This is a genomic window from Paeniglutamicibacter sp. MACA_103, from assembly GCF_045798555.1.
Lineage (GTDB): Bacteria > Actinomycetota > Actinomycetes > Actinomycetales > Micrococcaceae > Paeniglutamicibacter.
This window is the reverse complement of record NZ_JBIXLN010000030.1, coordinates 1-26356: the sequence shown is the minus strand read 5'-3', so window position 1 is coordinate 26356 and position 26356 is coordinate 1. Positions and strand designations below refer to the sequence as shown.

22 protein-coding genes are annotated in these 26356 nt (G+C 63.3%); 19 read left to right on the top strand and 3 right to left on the bottom strand.

Annotated features, from left to right (window positions below; translation table 11 throughout):
* The first annotated feature begins 155 nt into the window (after positions 1–155).
* The 3 genes from ACIPVK_RS14495 to ACIPVK_RS14485 are packed head-to-tail and all read left to right on the top strand — an operon-like array spanning position 156 to position 2933.
* On the top strand, positions 156–437 hold the full coding sequence (locus ACIPVK_RS14495) for a pyrophosphorylase (RefSeq protein WP_407612687.1): 282 nt from the start codon (positions 156–158) through the stop codon (positions 435–437).
* 52 nt (positions 438–489) lie between these two features.
* A complete protein-coding gene (locus tag ACIPVK_RS14490) occupies positions 490–2400 on the top strand; it encodes a hypothetical protein (protein ID WP_407612686.1) in 1911 nt (636 codons plus the stop codon).
* A gap of 5 nt (positions 2401–2405) precedes the next feature.
* Positions 2406–2933, top strand: coding sequence for a hypothetical protein (locus ACIPVK_RS14485; RefSeq protein WP_407612685.1), 528 nt, complete (start codon positions 2406–2408; stop codon positions 2931–2933).
* On the opposite strand, the gene ACIPVK_RS14480 is transcribed toward ACIPVK_RS14485, so the two are convergent.
* Complete coding sequence (locus ACIPVK_RS14480; protein ID WP_407612684.1) at positions 2930–3232, bottom strand: hypothetical protein; 303 nt, start codon at positions 3230–3232, stop codon at positions 2930–2932. The genes ACIPVK_RS14485 and ACIPVK_RS14480 overlap by 4 nt on opposite strands.
* A 68-nt stretch (positions 3233–3300) precedes the next feature.
* Between ACIPVK_RS14480 and ACIPVK_RS14475 the strand changes: the two genes are divergently transcribed.
* From ACIPVK_RS14475 to ACIPVK_RS14445, 7 genes are all read left to right on the top strand, one after another.
* Complete coding sequence (locus ACIPVK_RS14475; protein WP_407612683.1) at positions 3301–3726, top strand: hypothetical protein; 426 nt, start codon at positions 3301–3303, stop codon at positions 3724–3726.
* 348 nt (positions 3727–4074) lie between these two features.
* The gene (locus tag ACIPVK_RS14470; protein ID WP_407612682.1) at positions 4075–8205 is read left to right on the top strand and encodes an RHS repeat-associated core domain-containing protein; all 4131 of its coding nucleotides are present in this window, start codon (positions 4075–4077) and stop codon (positions 8203–8205) included.
* Positions 8199–8639, top strand: coding sequence for a hypothetical protein (locus tag ACIPVK_RS14465; RefSeq protein ID WP_407612681.1), 441 nt, complete (start codon positions 8199–8201; stop codon positions 8637–8639). Before ACIPVK_RS14470 ends, ACIPVK_RS14465 begins: the two co-directional genes overlap by 7 nt.
* Before the next feature lie 2108 nt (positions 8640–10747).
* Complete coding sequence (locus ACIPVK_RS14460; protein ID WP_407612680.1) at positions 10748–11227, top strand: hypothetical protein; 480 nt, start codon at positions 10748–10750, stop codon at positions 11225–11227.
* Between the two features lie 89 nt (positions 11228–11316).
* A complete protein-coding gene (locus tag ACIPVK_RS14455; RefSeq protein ID WP_407612679.1) occupies positions 11317–11841 on the top strand; it encodes a hypothetical protein in 525 nt (174 codons plus the stop codon).
* A gap of 494 nt (positions 11842–12335) precedes the next feature.
* Entirely contained in the window at positions 12336–12518 is a 183-nt protein-coding gene (locus tag ACIPVK_RS14450) for a glycohydrolase toxin TNT-related protein (RefSeq protein WP_407612678.1), read from the top strand.
* 871 nt (positions 12519–13389) lie between these two features.
* The gene (locus ACIPVK_RS14445) at positions 13390–13731 is read left to right on the top strand and encodes a hypothetical protein (RefSeq protein WP_407612677.1); all 342 of its coding nucleotides are present in this window, start codon (positions 13390–13392) and stop codon (positions 13729–13731) included.
* Positions 13732–14522: 791 nt separating this feature from the next.
* Here ACIPVK_RS14445 and ACIPVK_RS14440 read toward each other — a convergent pair.
* A complete protein-coding gene (locus ACIPVK_RS14440) occupies positions 14523–15278 on the bottom strand; it encodes a GNAT family N-acetyltransferase (protein ID WP_264268994.1) in 756 nt (251 codons plus the stop codon).
* On the bottom strand, positions 15275–17296 hold the full coding sequence (locus ACIPVK_RS14435; protein WP_407612676.1) for a M3 family metallopeptidase: 2022 nt from the start codon (positions 17294–17296) through the stop codon (positions 15275–15277). The genes ACIPVK_RS14440 and ACIPVK_RS14435 overlap by 4 nt, the downstream gene beginning before the upstream one ends.
* 79 nt (positions 17297–17375) lie before the next feature.
* On the opposite strand from ACIPVK_RS14435, the gene ACIPVK_RS14430 reads away from it, so the two are divergent.
* The 9 genes from ACIPVK_RS14430 to secF all read left to right on the top strand — a co-directional run bounded on the left by ACIPVK_RS14430 (position 17376) and on the right by secF (position 26187).
* Positions 17376–18638 (top strand): CapA family protein, encoded by a 1263-nt coding sequence (locus ACIPVK_RS14430; RefSeq protein WP_407612675.1) that lies wholly within the window; start codon positions 17376–17378, stop codon positions 18636–18638.
* Positions 18639–18774: 136 nt separating this feature from the next.
* Positions 18775–19446: a pyridoxal 5'-phosphate synthase glutaminase subunit PdxT gene (gene pdxT, locus ACIPVK_RS14425; RefSeq protein ID WP_407612674.1), complete on the top strand. Its 672-nt coding sequence runs from the start codon at positions 18775–18777 to the stop codon at positions 19444–19446.
* A gap of 2 nt (positions 19447–19448) precedes the next feature.
* Positions 19449–20204 (top strand): YebC/PmpR family DNA-binding transcriptional regulator, encoded by a 756-nt coding sequence (locus ACIPVK_RS14420; protein WP_407612673.1) that lies wholly within the window; start codon positions 19449–19451, stop codon positions 20202–20204.
* A gap of 9 nt (positions 20205–20213) precedes the next feature.
* On the top strand, positions 20214–20822 hold the full coding sequence (ruvC, locus tag ACIPVK_RS14415; RefSeq protein WP_264268989.1) for a crossover junction endodeoxyribonuclease RuvC: 609 nt from the start codon (positions 20214–20216) through the stop codon (positions 20820–20822).
* A gap of 122 nt (positions 20823–20944) precedes the next feature.
* Entirely contained in the window at positions 20945–21565 is a 621-nt protein-coding gene (ruvA, locus tag ACIPVK_RS14410) for a Holliday junction branch migration protein RuvA (RefSeq protein WP_407612672.1), read from the top strand.
* A gap of 9 nt (positions 21566–21574) precedes the next feature.
* Entirely contained in the window at positions 21575–22633 is a 1059-nt protein-coding gene (ruvB, locus tag ACIPVK_RS14405; RefSeq protein WP_407612671.1) for a Holliday junction branch migration DNA helicase RuvB, read from the top strand.
* Between the two features lie 175 nt (positions 22634–22808).
* Positions 22809–23258, top strand: coding sequence for a preprotein translocase subunit YajC (gene yajC, locus ACIPVK_RS14400; RefSeq protein WP_407612670.1), 450 nt, complete (start codon positions 22809–22811; stop codon positions 23256–23258).
* Between the two features lie 219 nt (positions 23259–23477).
* A complete protein-coding gene (secD, locus tag ACIPVK_RS14395; protein ID WP_407612669.1) occupies positions 23478–25211 on the top strand; it encodes a protein translocase subunit SecD in 1734 nt (577 codons plus the stop codon).
* Positions 25204–26187, top strand: a complete 984-nt coding sequence (secF, locus tag ACIPVK_RS14390; RefSeq protein WP_407612668.1) for a protein translocase subunit SecF — start codon at positions 25204–25206, stop codon at positions 26185–26187. Before secD ends, secF begins: the two co-directional genes overlap by 8 nt.
* The last annotated feature ends 169 nt before the right edge of the window (positions 26188–26356 follow it).

Genomic DNA, 26356 nt, shown 5'->3' with positions numbered 1-26356 from the left:
GGCGCGCGGTCGCGTGCGGAAGCTAAGACGAGTTGCTGCCGTCGAGTCACCAATGCCGAGACGTCGACATGCGGGCGTTTATACATAGTTTGGAGTTTCCGAATTTAGTCAATACAGTGGGGTTAATTGTTGCTGGGTATCTGAAGGAGTTTGGCATGTCACGGGTGTTGTCGACCGAGCAGGCGAAGAGTGCGATTGCGCAGGTGCAGGGCATCGTCACCGGGGGTCTGACGGATCAGATCTCGGCGTTGGACGGTCAGGGCAGGGTTCTGTCGGATCCGAACGTTTGGGACGGTCCGTTGGCGGCGCAGTTCCGCGGGTCGACGTGGCCGGAGACCAAGGCTGCGCTTGACAAGGCGAAGCAGGAGCTTGAGCAACTGCGCGTGCAGTTGCAGAAGATCAGTCAGGACATCTTCTCCGCAGGCGGCGGGGCGTAGCCGCGCAGTAGGTGTTCTAGGACCGGTTTGTTGTTGGATTACGGGGGTTTGCGTGGACTTTGACGAGGGTGCAGCTGATCGGCTGATCGCCGCATGCGATGAGGCGGTAGCCGTGTTGGATGAGCAGCGTGGGCCGCGGGCGTCGGTGACGGCTGAGGCGTTGGCGGAGTTTCGGGGGCCTTTCGCCGAGTCGTTTCGGCGGAATTCCGCTGCGCAGTCGGCGGCGCGAAAAAGCCTGGTCTCGGCTCTTGCGGATGTGAAGAGCCAGGTTCGTTTCGCGAAGGCCCGGGCCGAGGAAGCGCGCCGGGAATTGGAGGCCGAGCAGGAGAAGGCCCGATGGTTTCTCTCCCAGGGCGAGGCCTTGGTTCCCGGTGTGGAAACTTTTTGGGCCCGGATTCTGGGGCTTGGTGTGCCTGAGTGGTTCGCCGAGTCTCAGGTGCGCCGCCCCGAGGTTGCTATTGCATCGATACGCTTTGAGCCTCACGAGTGGACGACAGACGGGGGCGCGGGGACAAGTTCTGCTGTGCCTGCCGCGTTGGAGCGGGCGGCGGCACTGTTCGCTCGTCAGGGTGCTGCCGCGAGTCGGGTGTACCAAGAGGTTGTGGGGGCCCTGGGCCGGTTCCAGGGTTCGTGCTCGTGGGTTTTGAGCCATTTTGGCACGTTCGCTGTGGCGGCTGCTCGCTCTAGTATGGATGACCGTGAAGATGCCGAGAAGCTGAGGCAAATAGCTGACGCGTTCCGTGTTGCTGGGCACGGATCGGGACTAGCGGGGACGGTGTCGTTGTCTACGACGACTCTGGCGGTCGCCCTTGAACACGAGTCCGGGATCAACTTGTTGAAGTTCCTCTCCACCGCCACTCCACGGCAGTTGCAGGCACGGACAACAACGAAGGACTGGGGTCAGGCGTTGGAAGGGATGCCTCCGGAACTCGTCTCTGGGTGGTGGGCCGGACTCGGCGGGAATGCGGCCGGTCCCGGCGCGGGGGAGGGGCTTCACCCGGCGAAGGCGTACTCGGTCCAGCAGCGGGTGTTGCTGGGGGCGGCACCGAAGATGTTCGGGTCCTTGGATGGGGTTCCCGCTTTGGCTCGGGTGTATGCGAACCAGCTGGGGGTGGTCTCGGATCTTGAAGCGGCTGAAAAGGACCTCGTTGAAGTACGGACGTTCTCGGCCCGCAACTCGGTCATTGACAAGAAACGGGAGGCGTTCCTCGCCTCGGAGATCGCGTACCTGAAGGCGGTCCAGTCCGGGGACGTGCAGCTGTACTTGTATGACCGTGGCGAGTCGCGGATCGTAGAGATGATCGGCACCCCGGGACAGGACACGCGCAGGGTGGTCACCTATGTGCCGGGCACGAATACGAGCCTGAAGAGTTTTTACGACGGTGGAACCCAAGGATTCTCCAGATACCTGGTGGGAGAAGTCCCGGGTACGGTGGCTTTTGTATATAAGGACGGGATCTTCCCGGGGGAAGACACGCGTACTGGCGGCCGAGGCGCTCTCGGCCTCGCCCAGGCGAACGATCCAAAACGTGGCTTGGAATCCGGAGAACAGTCGGCACGCTTCCAAAAGGGCATGCAATCCGATCCGCTCCTGCGTGGCGCCGAGCAGGTCGGGATCGGGCATAGCTGGGGGTACCAGAACCTCACGAGCTCCGAAATCTTTGGAGCCGAGTACGAGAAGTCAGTATCCCTCTCCGGGGCAGGGATGCACGACAAGTGGGTCCTCGATGCGGAGACACTCTACTCGAATTTCGTGTACGAGGACGACACCCTACTCAAGGCCCAGGGGACAGGGTTGGTGTGGGACGGCAAGGTACCGAGCACCCAAGAAGGTTTCGTGAATCATTACTACGCTAGGTCTGAAGGCGAAGGCGGTTCGACAGACAGTCACAATCTTATCGCGACCACGAATCAGGATAACCAAGAAGTACTCGAAGACGTGAAGGAATTGGTGGAGAAATGAATCGAGTGAGAATCACTGCCATCGCCGCGATGGTGCTGATGGTAGGTCTCAGTGGGTGCATGCCAAATAATCATTCTGGAGACCCGACCAGCGTGACGACAACGAAGAAAGGAGGCGCTGTGGAGAGCGAGTTGACATGGCAGAAGGCCAAGGCCCAATCGCAGGCCATGGAACAGGAAATCGCCAATCTGATTCCCGAAGACAAAATGGTCAAGATCGAGCAGAAGGCCACCGGTATCCTATTCGAATGCGGTGAGGCCCAACATCTATGGAAAGGTTCAACCACCGTTACATTGACAGAGGGCACTGAACCAGAGCCACTCGTGAAAGAGATCGAAGCGCACTACCAGGACAGTCGATTCAACATAAAGACGAGTACCAGCGTCACTGGAAATTATCGGATACAGCTACGTTCACCGGACACTTCAGAAAATTACATCATCGTCAAGGATGGTCCGGGAGAGGTTCGAATCGCATCCGGTTCGCCGTGCTTCACCCTATCTGAGGGTATCTATCCGGGCGGCGATTTCTAGGCTTCGCCGCGATTGAGGGGCGTGTGCAGTGGCGTTACTCGGAGGCGTTCTGTTGGCTGGTCGTTAAGGACCTGGATGCTTTCCTTCTGCGCCTCGGGGACGACGGTGAGTGCTGCGACGGTGTCGAGCAGTTCGGTTGCTGCGGTGCGCGGGTCGACATCGAACCAGTCAAGATCGGCAGCAGCGTCGACAGGATGGTCGCCGCGTGCTACTTCGGTTAAGCCGATCGCGGCTCGCACTTCCGGGTGCTCGCCCAGCCTTCCGCAATAATTGCGGAAGGCTGCCCGATGGACAATCACAGTCCCATCGCGAGCAACAGCCTAGACAATTGGAATGTTCTCGAAGACGTGCTCAGGGAGGTAATGAAGTGATCCGGACACGATTCGTAGCCATCGCTGCGGTGGTGCTGATGGTGAGTCTCAGCGGGTGCATGCCCGGTAACCCGTCTGAGGACCCGACCAGCTCGACGACAACGGAAGAGGGGGAAGCAGTGGAGAGCGAGTTGACGTGGCAGGAGGCCAAGGCCCAATCGCAGGCCATGGAACTGGAAATCGCCAAGCTGATTCCCGAAGAGAAAGTGGTCAAGATCGAGCAGAAGGCCAACGGTATCCTGTTCGAATGCGGTGAAGCCCAACATCGCTGGAAAGGTTCAACCGCAGTCACTTTGAGTGCGGGGACCGACCCAGAGCCTCTCGTGAAGGCGATTGAAGCCAATTTCCAGGACAGCCGCTTCAATATTAAAGACGGGCCCCGATATCGTTGGGGACTATCGCGTGCAGCTACGCTCACCTGACACCTCGGAAAACTACATCATCGTCAAGGATGGTCCGGGAGAGGTTCGAATCGCATCCGGTTCGCCGTGCTTCACCCTATCTGAGGGTGTCTATCCGGGCGGCGACTTCTAGGGTTCGGAGCCACTGATGGGCGTGAGGCTGCCGGCACCGGGAGGATGACGCGGCTGGCGCAGGTGCGGGGCAGATTCCTCGAGGTCGACTATGCCGACGGACTTGTCGCCGTGGTCAGGGCCTCGGACGGGCGGCGCCTCGAGTACGGGTACGACTCCGCCGGCCGGTTGACATCCGTGGCAACGGAGCGGGGCGCACGTACGTACCGATGGAACGACTAAGGCCTGATCGACGCCGTGGTTTCGGCCGCGGGCGTCCTCGAGGCCGAGAACACCTATGACGAACACGGCAGGGTTGCCCTGCAGGTGACCCAACACGGGCGCCGCACACGCTTCGCGTACCTGCCCGGCCGCGTCACGGCCGTCTCCGACGAGGACGGGTCGCGTTCGAACGCGTGGATCGCCGACGCCAGGGGCCGCTTGGTCGGCGTCCTGGACAGCGATGACCGGCGCCAGTCCATGGCGTATGACACCCACGGGAACCTCGTCTCCTTCACCGAGCGCGACGGGTCTGTCACCGTCCACGCCTACGACGAGAGAGGCCGGCGGATCCGGACAGTGACTCCGGAGGGCGCCGACCTCACCTACGGGTGGGACGGACAGGACCGGATCACCACCCTCGTGACGGCATCCGGCGCCGTCGTGGCGTACGAATATGCCGACGACATCTGCCGCGATCCGTCGGCGATGATCGACGCGTTGGGCGGGCGCACCGAGCTGGACTGGCGCAACGGGCTGCTGGCCCGGGTCATCGACCCTGTCGGGGTCGAGATCGGGTTCGAGTACGACGGGTTCGGCGACCTCGTCGCGACCCGCAACGCGGTCGGCGATCTCGCGCGGATCGTTCGCGACGGCGCGGGCCGTCCCGTCGCGGCGATCAGCCCCTCCGGCGCGCAGACCCGTTTCACCTACGACGCCTCGGGTGCCCTGGTGCGGCGCGAGAGCCCGGACGGCGGCGTCTGGGCCTTTGAACACGACCAGTCGGGGCGGATCACCGCGTCCGTCGCCCCCGATGGCGGGAGGACCGAGCTTCAATACGCTGCCAACGGCGAACTGGCCCGGACGGTGGACGCGTTGGGCCGCAGTGTCGAGCGGATCTTCGATGAGCTGGGCAACGTGACCGGCACGGTGTTGCCGGACGGTGCCCGGTGGGGCTTTGTCCACGACGATCTTTCCCGCCTGGTCGGCATCAAGGATCCCGCCGGCCATGACTGGGCGCGGGAATACGACTCTCTCGGCAATTTGACCGCGGTCGTTGACCCGACGGGCGTCCGCACGGATTCCAGCACCGACCGCAAGACCGGCACGGCGACGCTGTCGGAGGCGTTTGCCTCCTCGACCATTCGCTTTGACGAGTATGGCCGCCCCCTGCGCGTGGAGGCCGAGGACGGCTCAGCGGAGCTTATCTCCTATGACGCGGCGGGGAACCCGGTCGAGCTCGTCGACGGCGAGGGCGGGCTGACGGTGTTGGGCCGCGACGTGGCCGGGAAAATCACCTCGGTCACCTCCCCGACGGGCGCCGTGACCCGGTACGAGTATGATGCGTGTGGTCGGCCGTGGCGGACCACCGACCCGTTGGGTGCCATCACCGAGTTGGCCTACGACGCCGACCAGCGCGTCGCCGCCCGCACGCTGCCCACCGGTGAGGTGGAGAGGTTTGAATACGATCCGTGCGGGCGTCTTTTGCTGCACCGCAATCCCGGGCGGGGCGTGTCCCGGTATGCGTACGACAAGGCCGGGCGGCTGACGTTCTCGCAGGATTCCTGGAACGGCACGCGCCGGTTCAAGTACAACGTGGCGGGGGAGCTGACCGAGACCGTCAACGGCGTGGGCGGGCGGACCCGCTTCGAATACGACGTTCGCGGGCGTTTGGTGCGGGTCACCGATCCGGTGGGCGGGGTGGTGACGCGCACCTATACGGACACCGACCAGGTGGAGTCGGTGTCCGATCCGCTGGGCCGGGTGAGCACCGCGACATATGACCCCGCGGGGCGGCTGCTGTCCCGGACGGACCCGGACGGGCAAACCACGTCCTGGGCCTACGATGCCGCCGGACGAGAGGTTTCCGTCTCGGTGGACGGGGAGCTGGTTTCCGCGCTCGAGCGTGACCTGCTCCGCCGCCGGGTCGTGGTCACCGACTATTCGGGTGCCAACGGGCTGGCGGTCGAGCATGAGTTGTCGTTCGACCGGCGGGGCCTGCTGACGGGTCGCACCCGCGGCGGTGCGGGCCTGTCGTGGGAGTACGACGCGGATGGGAACCGCGTCCGGTTCACCGACGCCCAGGGGACGGTGACGGCGTACACGCGTGATGCCGCCGGCCAGGTGGTTGCCGTGGAGAACTCCCTGCTGGGCCCGGCGGTGTTCGCCCACGATGCATCGGGGCGCATCACGTGCGCGACGGTGGGGGACCTAGTGCAGGAATGGGTCTACCGGAACGGATACCTGGCCGAGCACACCCGGTCCGACCGCAGCGGTGCGGGCGCAACGGATGTGACGCTGATCGGCCGGGATGCCGAGGGCCGGATCACGGGACTGACGCGTGCCGGGGACGTGACGCGGTACGGGTATGACGGCGCCGGGCAGATGGTCACCGCCGACACCACGCGGGGTGGCGGCGCCAGCACGCATTCGGGGTGGGAGTACGATTCCGGCGGGCGTCTGGTGCGCGAGAGCACGCCGGATGGAGTGCGGGTGTACGAGTACGACGTTGCGGGGCAGTTGCTCGCGGTGACGGATCCCGACGGGACTCGGGTCGAGTACGTGCATGACGGATTGGGCCGGCGGAGCCGGTTGATCGCCCCGGATGGGTCGTGGACCGAGTATGCCTGGGGTTCCACCGGCTCCCTGGCGGGCACTGTCCTGCGGACCTCGGAAGGTGGTGAGGTCTCCCGGCACAACTTGTGGGTCGATGCCCTGGGTGAGCTGGCAGGCGTCGACGGCGCCGAGCTCTGGTGGGATACGGCGAACCCGGTTCCGACGTTGGCCGGGATCGGCGGCGGGCAGGTTCTGTCCCTGCCCGGTGGCGTGACCGGTCTCGGTGGTCGGTGGGCGAGCGACGGGTGGCGTGCGGCGCGTCCGACGGATCAGCTCGATCCGTGGGCTGTCATCGGCGCTCCTTCCCTTTCGGGTGCGACGCCTGGTGCCGAGGGGCCTGCAGGTGTGTTGCCGGCGGGTATCGGCCTGACCGGCGGTGGCGGGCTGGAGGTTGCGGGGTTGGAATGGCTGGGGGCTCGTGCGTATGACCCTTCCGTACGCGGTTTCCTGTCGACCGATCCCTTGGCGCCGGTTCTGGGGGCCGGGTGGGACGGCAACCCGTACGCCTATGCGGGCAATAATCCGCTGAATGCGATGGATCCGACGGGGCTGACTCCGCTGACCGACGCCGAGCTGAAGGCCTACGACGGATCGATCGGCCGCAGTGCGGTTTCCGCGGTGGGGGATTGGTTGAATGACTACGGGGCGTATGTCGCCGGGGGTGTGATGGTGATTGCCGGCGGCGCGCTCATGGCGACCGGTGTCGGGGGGCCGGCGGGCATGATGTTGATCGGTGCCGGTGCGGACACGATCATTCAGAAGGCCACGACAGGCGGCGTAAATTGGGGGCAGGTGGCCCTGACGGGAGCCGTCGGGATGTACGCCGGCCCTTTGGCCGGCCGGGTGGGTGGCCTTGTCGCTTCCGGAGTCGGACGTGCCGGAACCGCGGTGACCTCGCGGTTGCTGCCGGCTGCGGGCCGCATCGGCTCTGCAGCGGTTTCGGGGGCAAGCCGGGCGGGTGCGGCCGTCTCGGCGATTGCCTCGCGGGCTGGTTCTTCGGTGGCTTCGGGGGTATCGCGTTTCAGTTCGAGTGCTGGGGGCTACATCGCGAGGTTGCAGGGACGGCAGATGGGCATGTCTGCGGTCTCCAACGGCATCGGCGGAGGTGCGGTCAACACGGGCATTTACTACGGCACCACCCCTCGCACGGATTGGTCGACGCGGGGCGGTTTGGGAGCCGCTGCGGGCGGGTTCCTCGGCGGTGCGGTCGCTGGCCAAGGCGGGTATCTCTTCCCTCGCGCAACAGGTCGAATCCTGCGCGCTGCCCAATACGTTACGGGCGGAGGGGGAAGCTGGGCCGGCGGGTTCCTCGACCATGCCATTACGGGGGAAGATTACGACGGGATGGAACAAGGTTACGACATTGCTGGTGGACTGCTTCTTTCACGGTTCCCGGGCGCTTCAGATTTGGGCCCGAATTTGGGCTCGAACCCGAGTTGGATGACGCACTCCTTTGCTGCGTACGGTGGGGCCCACGCGGGCGCTATTGTTGAGAGCGCGAAATTCGTCGGTGGAGAACTTATTGATAGATGGACAGGAATAGAGCCGTGGTAGCAAAAAATGATGGTGCGGGTGCGGGTGCGGGTAAGCAGGATCCGGATCCGGATACTGAGTTCACTGAGCAGGATCTACTACTCGGAAGGAAGGCCTCGAAATTTGTAGACATTATTTGTATTATTTCGTTTGTCATATGCATATTAGTTGCAATTTTCGTTTTCATGAACGTTCCATTGGATACCAGGATGCCTTACGATGGAAAGTATAACCGCAGTGGAACCGGAGTTCCCATGCCGATTGCTTTGATTGTATTCCCGATATTCATTGTTATTTTTTGGCGAACAGGCAAGAAGCCTGACGCTCATCATATGCGTAAAGGGTTAAGAATCGGATTGTATATTCTTGGGCCGGCTTTGATGGCGGTAAGCGTCTATTTTCAATTCGTTTTTGCGGAGGGGATTCTCGTCGAGGGGGGATACCTTGCGGGGTGAAGTGATTTAGGGGTCTGAGCGTCGATGGTTTGAATCGATGTAAATCGGCTCCCCCAGGACCCTTCCCTGATGGCGTGTCGCAGGATCAGGTCGATGCCCGGGTACCAGGTGTGTTTCACGGTGAGGCTCCGGCAGAGTTCCTTGAAAACGGGCGTTTGACGCTTCGTCGGCATTGGATCCAGGGTCTGGACTTGGACGGCGGGGTCGAAGTAATTCGTGTCGACGCGCACAGCCGTTCCCGAAAGGCGTAGCGCAGGACCAAGCCGGTGCCGACGTAGCGGGTCCGGGTCTCGGTCAGACCTCGGCATGGCCTGGCGACCGCGCGGTCTCGTGGCCGATGGGCACCGGGTCCAGGGGATGGTCAGAAAGCCCGGGGCGGTGGGGTCTATGTCGCCGGGTAGCTGTGAGGATCTCCCAGCGAGGGTGGCGGCGGCCATTGCACATTTCAGTGGGCCCGCGAGGCACCCATCTTGAACACCAGCCGCACCGCCGAGGACCTCGCTCACCAACGCTCCCAATGCGTCCCGCATCGACCAGTCCTTGCGAGGAACGGTGCCGTAGTACATTCCCGTGTTGATCGCACCCCCGCCGATTCCGTTGGCGACCGCAGACATGCCCATCCGGCGTCCCGACAACCCCGCGAGGCAACTGCCGAGACGGCCCTTATGTACATTAGGCAGGGCGCTGGCCCAGGAGCGAGCCAGGGTGGTGGTTTCAATGATCATGAGATAACTGGTGAACCATGGAGTTATACCGAGATGCTCTTTGACGGCGCTGTGGCGCGGCGCTTACACACTTCCCCGGGGGCATCAGGGTTGGCCTCAAACCCCAGTTGGACGGCGCACTCCCTTGCTGCGTAAGGCGGGGCCCACGCGGGCACTATTGTTGAAAGCGCGAAATTCCTCGGTGATCAACTCATGAAGAGAGTGACAGTGGTGGAACCGTGGTAAGACCTAGGAATGATGCGGGTTCAGGAATGGAAGATCCACAGGATAGCCTCACTTAAGAGGATCTGATCTTGGGGAAAAAATCTACGAAATTCATGACAATTTACACTATAATTGCATTATCTTTATGCGTCGGGATGGCTGTTTTTACGTTCCTAAACGTTCCTTGGGACACTCGACTGCCCTACGATGGCAAATATGATCGAAGCGGAAACGGGATAGCGATGCAAATCGCAATGTCCCCCATTCTCATCGTGCTTTTCATGTCAATTAGGGGCCTAAGGAAGCCAGGCGCTCATCACATGCTCAGAGGCTCCCGAGTGGGAACCTACATCCTTGGATCGACCATAGTATCGGCGTGCATCATCGGCCAGTCGGTTTTGGCTCGGTCAATTCTTGTTGAAGGCGGGTATGTTGCAGGGTGAGATCATTCACGCCCAGACATCAAGGAACAGTAGGATCATCGGCGCGATGAGCAAGAGCGAAAATTCTGCTGCAAATCAAGAGTTTTCCACTGGTGGACTCACTCACTAAGATTTGCTTCTTGGAGCTGGGCCGAGCACGGGATTTGCCATCGGGTTGCGTCGCATCTCGGATGCTGCGTCGAGTGCGTGCGGATGTGGTCCACGTAAGCCGACATGGATGACGGCCGCGTAGCAGGGGGTGCAACGCGGAAGAACGCCCAGTGCGGGAGCTCGAGCAATGGGTTAGCGAGTGGTGCCGGGCCGGCGAGGGACTGAAGAGGGCTGCCAGTTTCGGGGTGGGGATCGACCGCCAACACCGGAAGTGGTCGCGCTGTTCGACGCGAACCAGCACGACATGGTCGGGTCACCCGCTCGGACTCGAGCCCCCTACAACCTGTTGCAAAGGGGCTCCGAGCGCGTACTGCGCATGGGAACTGCCGATCACTCCAAGGTATCCGGATGGATGGAAGCCACCTTTGATCGCACCGAACGTTCCGTGCTGGACAACAGGCATTAGCGAATCAGTAAACTGTGTTTTTGGAGGACTTCAAGGCTTGATAAACGAGCATTTCCGCCCCGCAAGCAACACCAGCCGGCAAGCATATTCGTCAGCCTTCTTGCAGGGCTTGGCATCGGGCGCAAAGGGACCAGCAGCCGCTATCCATTGCGCGCCATGAGTTTGGGAGATAATCAAGAAATGAGCCGACGAGAACAACCTGGAGATGATGAACCCGAGAGGGACGCTTGGGGGAGACGCGTTCCGCCGCAATCGCGACGACGGGTGATGATGGGCCGGATTCTTGCTTTGGCAGGCATGCTTGTCGTCGTAGTCGTTGGGGTATTAGGTATTTTCGGTTCGTTCGTGATGACCGAATATGACAAGACCCACCAGGTGGCGATTGAATGTATCGTGACCGGTGCCGATGGGGAAAAGGCTGCAAGTGGTGGTGGCCGTGGGGCCACCTCGTTTTCGCAAGTCATGATCGAAACATCAGACTGCGGTCCACTGGCGATGACATTTGGTATCAACAAGTCGAACCGAGTTGAAGTAGCTGCCGAATTGTCTGAGGGCGGATCTTTCATTTTCCAGTTTGGTGCGGCCGAAGAGTCTTTGCGCCCATTTTTCGACGTCTTCGATGTGAGGGCTACGGTTTATTCGTATTCAAAGATCGATTGAGTTTGAGTCCAGAGGATATCGCGGGAAACGATAAGACCTTGGCCGCAAGATCCGTGGCGCAAGACGTATTTAGGAGTCCGTGGTCGGGAATGGATCATGACCTGCTAACGGCAGGTCGGGTTGGCTCTGGTTCGTGCCGCATCGGGCGCTTTGTTGAGTGGGCGTCGTTCAAGTGGCTGGGGAAACGATTAGTGGGGGGGATTTCGATGACCAGCGAGAAGCCGGCTCAAAAGGCGAGCGGGCAAGGATCCAAGTGGTTCTGGAGAGTGTTTGGAATTTTCATGATGATTGGCGGTGTGGGCGTCCTGTTTATCCCGCTGTGGGCGTCGATTGACGTCGAGACTATTCAATGCGAGGTGGTGTCCGCGGAGCCGGAGACGAGCTCGGGAGGCTTGAGGGGTTCGTCGTCGACGGCAGGGGTGTTGGTCAACACGGCGAATTGCGGGGATATCTACGTGTCCCCTGGAGTCACCTTCAAAAATCAGGAAGAGGTTGCGGCGTCCTTCAAGGCCGGTGATGAGTATGAGTTTGATATTGGCTGGTTCTCCCGGGTCATCATGGAGGGAATCTTGGACCGAACTCCGTCGGTACAGGATTACCGGCTGGTGCCCTGAACGCTGAGAGACACCATGGTCAGCCATGGAGTGGGCCCTTAGCCGGCGGACGATTCCGCCGGTGGCCATCTGACTGAGATGGATCTACCGTTTTGGCAGCCACACCGCCGATCCCCACGGTCAAGAACGGGGATGATGACCCATCGACCCCCGTCATGGTCCGTGACTGATCCGCCGGGCACACTTTCGATCCCGTGCGAGAAGCGTCAGAGCGCTTCCAGTGCCGGGCCCTGTTGGTGTGCTGCCGGCGGTGGCGGGCTAGAGGTTGCGGGCCTGGAGCCAAACTCCACGACTTGGCACCTAACCCCTATGCGGGTGTGCAGGACGCGTCCGCATGGCTGCAGAGTATTGCATTTCCACGTCAGTTCAGACGGGAATCTTTGCAATCCTTTTCTTCTGGAACAATATCGCTCGATGTGGCAGGCTCTCACGAGTATGGCTTGAGATTTTACGGCGGCGGATCTGAAGCTTTCGGTCGTTAAATCACACCTAGCTTGCCTGCGACTAGAACTGATTTGGCTTTACCTTCGGTGAATACCATGGAGAATCTGGGGCAATTTAAGCTGTCCGATGGATCCACGTATATCTCTGGACGTGTTGGGCCCAACTTCGGCTATCCAGGTGGAGGAATTCAGTACTATGTTCCTGATCCGAGTGTTCTAACTAGAATGGAGTAATGACCGTGAAGATTGAAAATTTGCTTACCTCATTGGGTGAGGAACTGAAACTCGCTAGGGAGGCACGCCTCTCAGGCGAATCAGATTTGTCGCTTCGATCGGTCAAAAGCTACTTCAGCGAGCCGATAAGTTAGCAAATGCCGGTCAGTCAGAAAAATCCCGAGAGCTTTTGGTTCTGCCTCACGTCAGGTAGCGGATTTTTGGTCCTTCGGTTCGGTCTTGGGCATAGAAGTTCTTGAATTTGCGCGATCGGAAGGCAGGAAATCGTAAATGAGTTATCCAATAAGAACTGGAAGGAAAGAACCAAAGGACGGTTTACTTCAAGATGGTTATTACGAAATGAGGGAAAGTGGTCAACCCTTCCAGGCGCGGTGAGCGACCAAGTGTGACGAGCAAGATAACGTTCTTCTCGATTTTGGGAATGATCGTACTTCTTGGACTATTCATTATAGTGGGATTGCCGGCATTATTCGCGTTTGACCGGAATAATCTGGACTCTATAGTGTGCACCGTTTCCAGTGTCGAAGAAGAGATCGGTCCTCGCACAGGTACTTCCATCCTAATCAAAACACAAGAGTGTGGCCAACTTAGATTCTCGGACGGAGTGACATCCGAAAATTGGAAATCCGTGGCAGAGAATCTCAAGCCTGATAGCCGCTATGAGTTTCAAGTTGGGAAGATTTCCAAAGCGGCCATGTCAATTGCCGGATCAATTGGATGGAGCGTTTCAGTGTGGTCATTTGGGGAGCTGTAGCGAGGTGTGCATCGAGCACCATGAATCCGGGCGATAACCAAGGAATGAGACGACGAGAACACCCTGCAGAGAGGGGATGACCATCTGTAGATTGACGGTACAGTTCCTGACGACTCGGTGCGTACGATGATTTTAAGATCACCAGCCAAAAAGGTTGAGGGCTACTTTTCAAAGCATAGAAGAGCCAGTTTGGTCCTGCCGGACGGTTGGTACGGGCGACCTTTCGATTCTCTCTTTGCGCTAACGCTTGCTGAGGATACGGCAAATGGTCTGAGGATTGAGCTTGAAGGCGGGAGACAGCTGATTTTTCAAGGCGACTTGGATATTGTCAAGACGGGGTTTGAAAAGTTTCCTGCTTTGAAACTAGACAGTTATCGATCATTTTCCTGGTGGCCGCATGACGGAATCTCTGAGGAACGTGAATACGGAAAATCGGGTCCGGTGTTTTTTGTTTCTTAACGCTTGAACGGATCGGTGACAGCTTCGGTTCGGCCGCGACGGAAGGGTTCTCGGTTCTTCAAGACTCGATATTTATTGGGACCAACCGCTCATGGCACAATTGCGGATGCTGAGGTGGAAGGTCGGGACATTTGGTATACGAATGCGATTCGCAAAATTGCTCGCGAGTGCCCCAGGCCTTGTTGTGAAGGCGCTTTCTTGCGGCAAGAAGGGGATCGATTCCATCGAGGTCTTTTTGCTGTTGCCGACGTGGTCCAATTAATCGGCCAGCCCCGTGCCGCCGATGCTGAGTTAGGTTCTGTCTGGGGTGTGGTGGTGGTCAAGCCAGTTTGACTGGGACAGCTGTGCCGTCTGGGTTCGATGTGCGGGAGTACGCAAAGATACATTCGTTGGACCAGGTGCAGTGCGGTCGATCGACTTTTCGGTTGGCCCACGAAGTACGGGCGGATGAACTCCTGCTCCATATTCCGGCCGCCGAGAATTTCGCGGATTCCTCTCAAGTCCTGGCAGGCGAAGGTGGTGTCAGTGATGAGCCGGAAGCGATGGGGCTCCTCGAGAAACGAACGCGGGATTGCACCTTGCAAAGCTTAAACACCTGTGAAGGTGACGCCCGCTCCCAAACCCCGGTTTCTCCCGGATGAAAGGCCATCTTGCGGCAGCCCATCGGCGCATTGGCCTCGTCACCGAGCAGACGTCTCTGAGTCCCGCCGCAGCGGTACACGAAGAACGACTCCGGGCCCATGTGTTGCGCCCGGTGCGGTTCTTCGTGTACCACTTGTCGAGGCTGGATGTCATCGCAGTACCAGGTGCCGTCCCCGGCCTAACAGGCGCATCCCGTTGGCTTCGAAGAACGGTGCCGAACGCGGCGACGCGGCGGCGATGAGTTCGATGCTTGATTCCTCGTCCAGCCCCAGCGGGTTGACCATGCCGCGGGCCAGCCCGTTGAGCAGGGCCGATCCAATGCCAAGCCTGCGATGCGCGGGCGAGACAGCCAGTCCGTGGATGGCCAATTGTCCGCCGAATGCCTGCTGGGCAAAGGCGCGGCCCACCAGATCACCCTCGAGGGTGCGGGCTGTGGCCTGTTCTACACGGCGCAACGCCGGGTGTCCGGCGCTAAGGCCCGCAGTGGCCGGATCGCGCCACAGGTTGGCGACCTGGAGTTCCTTGGCATCGGGACCGACGGCCTCGGGGATGTCCGTTCCCAGGCGCACGCGCCCGTCCCAAGGCTCCTCGGGTCCCACCAGTTCCCCGGCATGCCAGGAAATCTGTGCGGCATCGGAGAATCCTGCGGCCTCGAGCGGGCCCGAGGGTGCACCGGAATTGACCCAGGCATCCACGCGGCGTGCACCGAGGCGGGTTCCCTCGGCCAGGCCCGGGCGCAGCCCGGCTTCCTGCGCGTGGGCGGGGAAGAGCAATACCAGCCGCGCGCGGGCCGGCTGCCAGGCCCACGAACATCCGTGCGTGGTGAACAGCTTGCCGCCCGTGGCAATGGCTACCGCCTGGTGCCAGTGGGAGAGCGCCTCCTGGGCAAAACTAATGGTTGTCACGCTTTGATTTCCTTTGCCAGGCCGCGGCGAAGCAGCAACGGTTCGATCAGTGCCGGGCGGCCGCGGAAGATCTCATAGGACTCCAGCGGGTCCCGCGTGTTGCCGCGCGAGAGCAGCTCGGTGCGGAACCTTTCCCCGTTCTCCCGCTTCGGCCCGCCGTTCTCGGTGAACCATTCAACGGTGTCGGCGTCGAGCACCTCGGACCAGATGTAGGAGTAGTACCCGGCCGAGTATCCGCCGTCGAAAATATGCTTGAAGTACCCGGTGCGGTAGCGCGAGGGGACCAGGTCCGGGATCAATCCGGCCTCGGTGAGCGCCCGCTGCTCGAATGCGAGCGGATCCGCGATGAGTTCGCCGTCGGTGAGCGAATGCCAGGCCAGGTCCAGGACGGCGGCGGAGAGGTACTCGGTGGTGGCAAAGCCCTCGCCCCACAGGGCAGCGGCATCCAGCGCCTCGACCATGCCGTCGGGCAGCGGGTCCCCGGTGCGGGTGTGTGCCGCATAGCCTGGCAGCACCTCGGCGTGCAGGGCCCACATCTCGTTGACCTGCGAGGGGTATTCGACAAAGTCCCGCGGGACGCTGGTGCCGGCCAGCGACGGGTAGGCGCCATTGGAGAAGAGCCCGTGCAGCGCGTGCCCGAACTCGTGGAAAAGCGTGTTGACCTCGTCCAGGCTCACCAGGGCAGGCTCGCCCGCCGCTGGCTTGGGAATGTTCAGGGTGTTGGTGACCACCGGAAGCTCGCCCAGCAGCGACGCGGATTCGCGGATGGAGTTCATCCACGCGCCGCCGGCCTTGGTGGAGCGGGCAAAGTAGTCGCCCAGGAACAGGCCGAGGCTCGACCCGTCCTCGTTGAAGACCTCCCAGGTGCGCACGTCGGGGTGGTAGGTCGGCAAGTCGAAGCGCTCGGTGAAGCCCAGACCGTACAGCCGGGTGGCGGCGGCGAACACGCCGCGCTCGATCACCGCATCGAGCTCGAAGTATTCGCGCAGCGCCCCGGTGTCCAGCGAGTGGCGTTCGCGCGCCACGGCCGCCGAGTAGTAGGCCCAGTCCCAGGGCATGATGGGGGAGCCGGAGATCTTTTCCAGCTCCTTCGCCTCGGCGCGGGCATTTGCCACTGCCGGGGGGATGAGTTCGGCCAGCCGGCTACGCACCGCGTCCGGGCCCGGGGCGGTGGCCTCCTGCAACACCACGTCGGCGTGCGTTTTGTGGCCCAGCAGCCGGGCCCGGGTCGAACGCAGCGACGCCATCCGGGCCGCCAGCTCAAAGGTCCGGTTCTCTCCCTCCAGCCCGCGGTTCACCGAAGCCTCAAAGAGCCGGCGGCGGGATTCGGAACGCACAAGCCGCTCCAGCAAGGGCTGCGAGGTGGGCAGCACCAAGGTCAGCAGGTAGCCGTCGGCGTGGCCGGCGGCCAGGGCCGAATCGGTCGCTGAGGCAAGTTCCCCGTCGCTGAGCCCTTCCAGTTCCGCGGCATCGGCAAAGTGCACGGCCGCCTCGTTCATGGCGCCCAGCAACCTGCGCGAGTATTCGCTGGAGAGGTCGGTGATCTCGCTGTTCAGGGCACGCAGCCGTGCCTTGCTGGCCTCGTCGAGTTCGGCGCCGGCGGCACGGAAGGTGCGCAGGGTCTCGGCGACCAGCCGGGCATCTTCGCCCGCCAGCCCGGCGGCGTCCAGGGAGACCAACCGGGCGAAAAGCTCTTTGTCCAGGTGGATAGCATCTTGGTGCGCCGAGACCAGCGCCTGAAGCTCGGGGTCGATCTCGCGCAACTCATCGGTGCCGTGTGCCGAGAACACCGTCCAGTACGCCATCAGGGACCGGCGCAGCAGTGCGCCGCTGCGCTCCATGGCCACGAAGGTGTTCTCGAAGGTCGGTGCCTCGGTGTTTTGTGCGATGGCCCGGAGTTCCTCCAGCTGACCGTCCACGCCGTGCCGGACCGCGTCCAGGTAGTGGGGAGCTTCCAGGGCTGAATAATCTGGGAATTCAAACGGCAAGGTGCTTCGCTCAAGCAACGGATTATGCATGATGTTAACCCTGTCATAAGCCCGCGGTGCTGTCTGTTTCCCGCGCCGCAAGAACCGGCGCAGGGTTAGGCTTTTGGCTATGTCTCATCGATTCGTGCGCGGCACCGTTGTCCGAAGAAGCGCAGCCCTTTGCGCGGCGTTGCTGCTCGTCGCCGCGTTGGGTGCCTGCGCCCCCGCGCCGCCGTCGCCAAGGCCCTCCGGAAGCACCGCGGCGACGGCTTCAAGCCTCCCCGCGCCCACCGGCCAGGCAGCACCAACCGCAGCTGCGAGCGCGCCGGGGACCCCAACCAATGCCGCGTCGACGTCCCCGAAGGACCCTGGTTGCCCGGGGGATGAGTGCATCGAGGTGGCCGTGGCCGGCGACATCCTGCTGCACCCGGCCCTGTGGGACCAGGCGGAGAAGGACGGGAAGGGCTCGATGGACTTCGGGCCGCTGCTGGCCGGCATCGAACCGTACCTTGCGGACAGCGACCTGGCGCTGTGCAACCTGGAAACCCCGGTCGCGGCCCCGGGCGGGCCGTTCAAGGGATACCCCATGTTCAGCGTTCCGCCAGCGGTCATCCCCGCCCTGAAGGACGTCGGCTACGACGGCTGCACCACCGCCAGCAACCACTCCATGGACGCCGGCGTGCCAGGGGTCAAGCGCACCCTGGACGCACTCGATGCGGCGGGGCTGGTCTCCACCGGCTCCTACCGCAGGGCCGCGGACTCCGCGAAACCGTTGTTGGTGGAGGTCGGCACCGCAAGCGTCGCCGTCATTGCCGGCACCTACTCGCTCAACGGGGTGGCGGAGGATGCATCGTGGCGGGTGGACGACATCGCCAGGTCCTCGCTGGTTGCCCGGGCGAAGGCCGCACGTGCGGCGGGCGCCGACATCGTAATGGCGGCGCTCCACGACGGTGCCGAATACAGCAGCGAGCCCACCGCATCCCAAATCACCCTGAATCGCTCGCTGGCCGACAGCGGGGAATTCGATTTCGTCTACTCCCACCACACCCACTCGGTGTTGCCGATCGAGAAGCACCAGGGCACCTGGATCGTCTATGGCCTGGGGAATTCGGTGGCCAAGCATGCAACCAGGACGGTGCTGAACCAAGAGGGCCTGACGGTGAAAATGCAATTCGTGCGCACCGGGAAAAGCTGGAGTCCCGGTGAACTGGCGTGGGCACCGCACATCATGAAGCAGGACCCGCTGCGGTGGTGCGCGCTGCCCGCCGCCGACGGGGAACCCTGCACCACCAAGCAGCAGGACGGCGCCTCGCTCAAGCGCACCACCGACACCGTGAACTCCATGAACGCACGCACCGGTGGTGCGAAAATGTGGTCGTCGCCACAGCCGTAGTTGTCCGACGCGCCCGAGAGCGTCATCAAAATATTGCCGGAAGGCCGCCCGGGTTTACGCTGAGCTGTCCACGCGCTCCATCGCGGTGCGCCGGGCACCCACCATTCATTTCCACGAGACTAGAAAGTGATCCACGATGGCGCCACGAATTGGGGTTCTTGCCCTGCAAGGGGATGTACGCGAACACCTGGCCGCACTCGAATCGCTGGGCGCACAGGCCCTGCCGGTCAAGAGCCCTGGCGAGCTCGCCGAACTTGACGGGTTGGTCATTCCCGGCGGCGAATCAACGGTGATCGACAAGCTCTCGCGCATGTACGGCGTGGCCGAGGTGCTCAAGGCCAGGATCGCCGACGGTTTCCCGGTCTACGGGTCGTGTGCCGGAATGATCATGCTGGCCGACACCATCGCCGACCCGACGAGCAACCTCAAGGGCGAACCCCAGCAAAGTTTCGGGGGAATCGATATGGTGGTCAAACGCAACGCCTTCGGGCGCCAGGTCGACTCCTTCGAGGTGGACCTGGCGATCCGCGGGCTCGAGTCCCTTCCCAGCCAGGACCCGAACCGGGAGACAGCACCGGTGCGGGCGGCATTCATCCGTGCACCGTGGGTCGAAAGCGTGGGCGAATCGGTGCAGGTACTGGCCAAGGTCCCCGCCGAAAACACGCCCTTGGGCGCGGATGGGCTTCGGGTGGATAGAATTGTTGCAGTACGTTCGGGAAAATTGCTGGCGACCTCCTTCCACCCAGAGGTGGGCGGAGAGCGTCGGATCCACGAACTCTTTATTCAAATGATCAGAGGAGACGCGTAAGCATGTCCGGCCACTCCAAATGGGCTACCACCAAACACAAGAAGGCTATCCTCGACAGCAGGCGTGCCAAGTCCTTCGCCAAGCTGATCAAGAACATCGAGGTCGCCGCCCGCGCGGGCGGCGCCGACCTGGCCGGAAACCCGGGCCTCGAACTCGCGGTGTCCAAGGCCAAGAAGACCTCGGTGCCCAGCGACAACATCGACCGTGCCATCAAGCGCGGCGCCGGCCTGACCGGCGAGGTCATCGACTACACCGAGATCCTCTACGAGGCTCGCGGCCCGCAGGGTTCGGCATTGCTCATTGAGTGCCTGACCGACAACAAGAACCGCGCGGCCTCCGAGGTCCGCCTGGGGATCACCCGCAACGGCGGATCGATCGCCGATCCGGGTTCCGTTGCCTACATGTTCGCCCGCAAGGGCGTCGTGGGCCTGCCGAAGAACGGCCTGACCGAGGACGACGTGCTGATGGCAGTGCTCGACGCGGGCGCCGACGAGGTCAAGGAAGCCGGGGAATCCTTCGAGATCCACTCCGAGCCCACCGACCTGCGCGCCATTGTTGCGGCACTCGAGGAAGCCGGCATCGCCTACGAGAGCGACGAAATCGAATTCGTTCCCTCCATGCAGGTGCAGCTGGATGCCGATTCGGCCCGCAAGTTCCTGAAGCTGGCCGACGCGCTCGAGGAACTGGACGACGTCCAGAACGTTTACTCGAACGCCGACATCAGTGCCGAGGTCATGGCAGAACTCGAACAGGACTAGTCCTCTTCCATGCCCTTGAGAGTGGTTGGCGTCGACCCCGGACTGACCCGTTGCGGTCTGGCCGTGGTCGACGTCGAACCCAACCGCCGGGCAACGCTCATCGACGTGCGCGTCGTGGGCACCCCGCCGGGCACCCCGCTGGATGCGCGCCTGCTCGCCATCGCCGACGGCATCGATGCCTGGCTCGACGAGCACAAGCCCGACGTAGTGGCCCTTGAACGGGTCTTCAGCCAACTGAACGTGAGCACCGTGATGGGCACCGCCCAGGCCTCGGGAGTCGTCATCGTTGCCGCGGCCCGCCGCAACATCCCGGTCGCCCTCCACACCCCCACCGAGGTCAAGGCCGCGGTGACCGGCTCCGGAGGAGCCAACAAGGACGCGGTGGGCAAGATGGTGGCCAAGATCCTGCGCCTTGACGCGCCTCCGTCGCCCGCCGACGCGGCCGATGCCGCGGCCCTGGCCATTACGCACGGCTGGCGCGGTGCCGCATTCGGCGCCGCCGGCGCCGCTGCCTCCGCCTCGGGCTCGCGACCCGCAGGCGGATCTTCGGGGCTGACCCCCGCCCAGCGCGCATGGATCGCCGCCGAAGCCAAGGCCCGCTCGGTCAAGGCCCGGTAACCCGGAAGGCGGCGCCTCCGCGGGAGGCGCCCTCCGAACCTGTAAGCTGTTCGTAGATATATTCGCATGGCTTGCGTGTTCGGGAACCACCGCGCAGCCCGGTACCACGGAGGAATACCCACATGATCAGTATGCTGCGAGGAGTGCCGCAACAGGTCAACCTGAACAATGCGGTCATTGAGGTCGGCGGCTTCGGCATGCTGATCCAAGCCACCCCGCAGACGCTGGCCACCTTGCAGGTGGGCCGCGAGGCGCTGGTCCATACCTCCATGGTGGTCCGCGAGGACTCGATGACGCTCTTCGGCTTTGCCAGCGGGGACGAACGCGAGGTCTTCGAGGTGCTGACCGGGGTCTCGGGCATCGGCCCGCGCACCGGCCTGGCGATCCTCTCGGTGCACACCCCCGAAGAGGTCCGCATTGCGGCGAGCACCAAGGACACCAAGGCCTTCACCAAGGTCTCGGGCATCGGGCCCAAGGGCGCCGAGCGCATCGTGCTGGAACTCAACGGCAAGCTCGTCCCCACCGGCGCCGCGGTGCCCGCGGGCAGTCCCCTTGCCGCCCGGTCTTGGGAACCACAGGTCCTCGAGGCGCTGACGGGCTTGGGCTGGACGGAGAAGGACGCGGTCAAGGCCCTGGACGCACTGGCCAAGAACGACCCGCAAATTGTTGCAAGCGGCAGCGTGCCGGAAATCCTGCGGGCGGTGCTGCGTTCCCTGGGGCGCGGGAACCGGCCCGGAAACTAGGAGTAGGACATGACCGAAACCGGCGCCCTGACCAATGCCGGCCCCGAGCCCGAGGAACGGGTGCTCGAGGCCGCGTTGCGCCCGAAGAACCTCGACGACTTCGTCGGCCAGGCGCGGGTGCGCCAGCAGCTGTCCCTCGTGCTCGAGGCATCCAAGATCCGCGAACGCACCGCGGACCATGTCCTGCTCTCGGGCCCCCCGGGCCTGGGCAAGACCACGCTGTCGATGATCATTGCCGCCGAGATGAACGCGCCGCTGCGCATCAGCTCCGGCCCGGCCATCCAGCACGCCGGCGACCTGGCCGCCATCCTCTCCTCGCTGACCGAGGGGGAGGTGCTCTTCCTGGACGAGATCCACCGGATGAGCCGCCCGGCCGAGGAAATGCTCTACATGGCCATGGAGGACTTCCGGGTCGACATCATCGTGGGCAAGGGTGCCGGCGCGACGGCCATCCCGCTGGAGCTCCCGCCCTTCACCCTCGTCGGGGCCACCACCCGCGCCGGCCTGCTGCCCGGGCCGCTGCGGGACAGGTTCGGCTTCACCGGGCACCTGGAGTTCTACAGCGTCGAGGAACTCGAGCTGGTGCTGCGCCGCTCGGCGATGATGCTCTCGCTGTCGGTCAACTCCGCCGCATTCTCCGAGATCGCCGGCCGTTCACGCGGCACCCCTCGCATCGCCAACCGGCTGCTGCGCCGCGTGCGCGACTGGGCGCTGGTGAACCGGCTCGAAAGCATCGACGCGCGCGCCGCCTCCGCGGCCCTGGACATGTACGAGGTCGACGCCCGCGGGCTGGACCGGCTGGACCGCGCGGTCCTGCACGCCCTGTGCACCAAGTTCGGCGGGGGACCGGTGGGCCTGTCCACCCTGGCCATCGCCGTGGGCGAGGAGACCGAGACGGTGGAGACCGTCGCCGAACCGTTCCTGGTCCGCGAGGGCCTGCTCGGGCGCACCCCGCGCGGCCGCATCGCCACGGCCGAGGCCTGGAACCACCTGGGGTTGCGCATGCCCGCGGACGCCATCTTCGCCGGTCAGCCCAGCTTTGAGCTCGACGTGGACGACGACGAATAACAGCCGGTCAACGCCAAGTTGCGGCGCGCACGTGGATTCAGAGGACATTCGCAGGCCAAATCGTCCCCTTGGTCGGGGTTTGGCCGAAAACTCCCTATAGTATGGATAAGCCCACCGGCTGCGCAATTGCGATTGTGCGCGTCGTTGACCATGACTTAGAAACAGGTATTTTCACGTGACCGAAAACGTTTTGGCCCAAGCCGCTGCCGGCGGCCCGGCCCCGTTCGACCCGACCATGTTGATCATGCTCGCCGCCTTCGGCCTGCTGATCTTCATGATGATGCGTGGCCGCAAGAAGGCAGCCAAGGCGCAGGAGGAAATCCGCTCCAACCTCGCCGTTGGCGCAGAGGTAATGACCCAGTTCGGTCTCTTTGGCACCATCTCGAGCATCGACACCGATGAAAACAAGATCGTCCTGGAGGTTTCCCCGGGCAGCTTCGTCACCGTGCACTCCCAGGTGGTCGCCAAGGTTGTGGCCCCCGAGCAGGCCGCCGCCGTCGAGGTGCCTAACGACGCGTCGTCGCTGACCGGCGAACAGGCCGAGAAGGCCGAGAACGCGGAGACCGAAACCCCGGAGGAGACCCTGCGTCGCCTCAACAACGAGGACAACGGCCCCAAGGCCTAGAGGCAGTGCCTTCGGGCGCCGCCTGCCCGTCCTTAGCAGTGAACGGCGGCCGGTTTACTGCGGGCCACCGGCCCGCTGGTGAGCGACCCGGCCTCGACCGACCTTCACCAAGCGGCCCGGAGCAGCCCAGGACCCCCGCGGGGGAAATGAGGCCGGCTTCGGGTTTTCCGCGGAATCTTCGTCCCCGCGAGGGAGACGGAACAACCAGAAAGCCTCACGATGTCATCTACTGGTCCGATCAAGCAGGCGCGTAAATCCCTGCTGTGGCTCGGCGTGATCTTCCTTATTTCGGCAGCCATCCTGATTACCGGTGTGCTGAGCGGGAAGGCAGCATTTGCCCCCAAGCTTGCCCTCGACCTTGAGGGAGGCACACAAATGATCTTGGCACCACGAGTTCAGGGCGGCGCTGCGGCAACGCAGGAGCAGCTGGACCAGGCGGTCGAGATCATCCGCCAGCGCGTGGACGGCACCGGTGTTTCCGAAGCCGAGATCACCACCCAGTCCGGCCGCAACGTCGTGGTCTCCATGCCCGGCGTCCCCGACGCCCGCACCCGCGAGCTGATCCAGGCCTCGGCCAATATGGAGTTCCGCCCGGTCATCCTGGCCGGCCCGTTCACCGCCGTTCCCGAGGACCAGCGGCTCGCCAAGGCCGACCTGCCCAAGCCGGACGCCAAGCCGGAGAACGGCTCGGACCTGAACTGGGTCGACGCGGCCCTGTACCAGCAGTTCGAGGCATACGACTGCCCGGCGGAGCTGGGCCAGGGGTCCGAGGAAACGCACGACCCGGCCAAGCCGATGATTTCCTGCGACCCGGACATGGGCGCCAAATACATCCTGGGCCCGGTCGAGGTTCCCGGGGCCGACATCTCCGATGCCTCCTTCAGCATGGTCCGCGGCCAACAGGGCGCGGTCACCGGCCAGTGGGGCGTGACCCTGGAATTCAACAGCGAGGGCACCACGAAGTTCGCCGCCGTCACCCAGCGGCTCACCGCCATGCAGGGTGCGCAGAACCAGTTTGCGATCGTGCTTGACGGAACCGTCATCTCGGCCCCGACCTCGAACGCTGTCATCGCCGACGGCCGAGCCCAGATCACCGGCAACTTCACCGAGCAGACGGCAAAGGCCCTGGCCGACCAGCTGAAGTTCGGCGCCCTGCCGATCAGCTTCGACATCCAGTCCGAGCAGCAGATCTCCGCGACCCTGGGCTCCGACCAGCTGCGCAGCGGCCTCATCGCCGGGCTCATCGGCATGGGCCTGGTGGCGATCTACTCGCTCTTCCAGTACCGCCTGCTGGGCGTGGTGACCATCGTGTCGCTGCTGGTCTCCGGCGTGCTGACGTACCTGGCGCTGGTATTGCTGGGCTGGTCGATGAACTACCGGCTCTCGTTGGCGGGTGTCGCCGGCTTGATCGTGGCCATCGGCCTGATCGCCGACTCCTTCATCGTCTACTTCGAACGCATCCGCGACGAGCTGCGCGACGGGCGGCCCCTGCCCTCGGCCGTGGAGATCGGCTGGAAGCGCGCCAAGCGGACCATCCTGGCCTCCAAGGCCGTGAACATCCTGGCGGCCCTGGTGCTCTACATCGTGGCCGTGGGCAACGTGCGCGGCTTCGCCTTCACCCTGGGCCTGACGGCCGTGGTGGACATCGTCGTGGTCTTCCTGCTCACCCACCCGGTCCTGCAGCTGCTGGCCAAGACCAAGTTCTTCGGCGAGGGGCACCGCTTCTCCGGGCTCGACCCGTCGCTGCTGGGCGCGGTGCCGCTGTACCTCGGTGCCGGGCGCGTGCGCAGCTTAAGCCCCGCGGCCGAGGCGGCCCGCGGCAAGAAGAACGCCAAGGCGGCGTCCGAGGCCGGGCGCCGGCAGACCATTGCCGAACGCCGCAAGGCCGCGACCAGCGTCTCGGTGCCCACCCAGCAGGACGATCAAGCCGGTAAGGATTCATCAAATGGCTAATCTCGCAACATGGGGCAACGCGCTCTACACCGGCAAGCGCTCCTACCCGTTCACGGGCAAGCGCAAGCTGTGGCTGGGAATCTCCGCCGTCCTGGTCCTGCTCGCCATCCTGGTCCCCGTCGCCAAGGGCGGATTCAACCTGGGCATCGAGTTCCGCGGCGGATCCGAGTTCACCATCTCGAAGGTCGAGCACACCGAGGTCCCCACCGGGGAGGCCGCCGTCGTGGCGATCGCCCCGGACCACCACCCGCGGGTCACCAACATCGCGCCGAACACCATGCGCGTGCAGACCGACAAGCTGACCGACGACCAGACCCTGGACGTCGCCGAGGCATTGGCGGGCGCCTACGGCGTCACCAAGGCCGAGGTGACCTCGACGTTCGTCGGGCCGACCTGGGGCGCCGACATCTCCAAGCAGGCCATGATCGGCCTGGTCGTCTTCGTGGTGCTGGTGGCGCTGCTCATGGCCGCCTACTTCCGCACCTGGAAGATGTCCCTGGCCGCGATCATCGGGCTGCTCCAGGTCGTCGTGATCACCGCCGGGATCTACTCGCTTTCCGGCTTCGAGGTCACCCCCTCGGCGATCATCGGTTTCCTGACCATCCTGAGCTACTCGCTCTATGACACCGTGGTCGTCTTCGACAAGGTGCGCGAGAACACCGCAGGGTTCGAGGGCCAGACCAAGCGCAACTTCGAGGAACTGGTGAACCTGGGCATCAACCAGACCCTGGTGCGTTCCATCAACACCTCGGTGGTGGCGGTGCTCCCGGTGGCCTCGATCCTGTTCATCGGCTCCTACCTGCTGGGTGCCGGAACGCTGAAGGACCTGTCGCTGGCGCTGTTCATCGGCATCATCGTCTCGGCGCTCTCGACGCTCTTTGTCCAGGCCCCGCTCTACTCGCTGCTACGCGACGGGGAGCCGGAGATCGAACGGCACAACAAGAAGATCCAGGAGCACCGACTGGCCAACGCCTGATCGTTGCGGCCGCACCGCATGCCGGCGGTGCGTTGGACGGCGGGGCCCGGAGGATGACTCCGGGCCCCGCCCTCCGCCGTTGGCGCCGAAGTGCGATAACCGAGCAAGAGGAAGTCGGGCAGGCCATCGTGCGGGTGGCCCCGCGTGGCGCCCCGCGCGGGGGCCTGTT

Bases quoted from the DNA above. Each gene is read 5' to 3' on its own strand.
- ACIPVK_RS14495 (WP_407612687.1), top strand. From the start codon at position 156: ATGTCACGGGTGTTGTCGACCGAGCAGGCGAAGAGTGCGATTGCGCAG.
- ruvC (WP_264268989.1), top strand. From the start codon at position 20,214: ATGCCCTTGAGAGTGGTTGGCGTCGACCCCGGACTGACCCGTTGCGGT.
- ACIPVK_RS14455 (WP_407612679.1), top strand. From the start codon at position 11,317: ATGGATCATGACCTGCTAACGGCAGGTCGGGTTGGCTCTGGTTCGTGC.
- ACIPVK_RS14420 (WP_407612673.1), top strand. From the start codon at position 19,449: ATGTCCGGCCACTCCAAATGGGCTACCACCAAACACAAGAAGGCTATC.
- ruvA (WP_407612672.1), top strand. From the start codon at position 20,945: ATGATCAGTATGCTGCGAGGAGTGCCGCAACAGGTCAACCTGAACAAT.
- ACIPVK_RS14460 (WP_407612680.1), top strand. From the start codon at position 10,748: ATGAGCCGACGAGAACAACCTGGAGATGATGAACCCGAGAGGGACGCT.
- secD (WP_407612669.1), top strand. From the start codon at position 23,478: ATGTCATCTACTGGTCCGATCAAGCAGGCGCGTAAATCCCTGCTGTGG.
- secF (WP_407612668.1), top strand. From the start codon at position 25,204: ATGGCTAATCTCGCAACATGGGGCAACGCGCTCTACACCGGCAAGCGC.
- ACIPVK_RS14435 (WP_407612676.1), bottom strand. From the start codon at position 17,296: ATGCATAATCCGTTGCTTGAGCGAAGCACCTTGCCGTTTGAATTCCCA.
- ruvB (WP_407612671.1), top strand. From the start codon at position 21,575: ATGACCGAAACCGGCGCCCTGACCAATGCCGGCCCCGAGCCCGAGGAA.
- ACIPVK_RS14430 (WP_407612675.1), top strand. From the start codon at position 17,376: ATGTCTCATCGATTCGTGCGCGGCACCGTTGTCCGAAGAAGCGCAGCC.
- pdxT (WP_407612674.1), top strand. From the start codon at position 18,775: ATGGCGCCACGAATTGGGGTTCTTGCCCTGCAAGGGGATGTACGCGAA.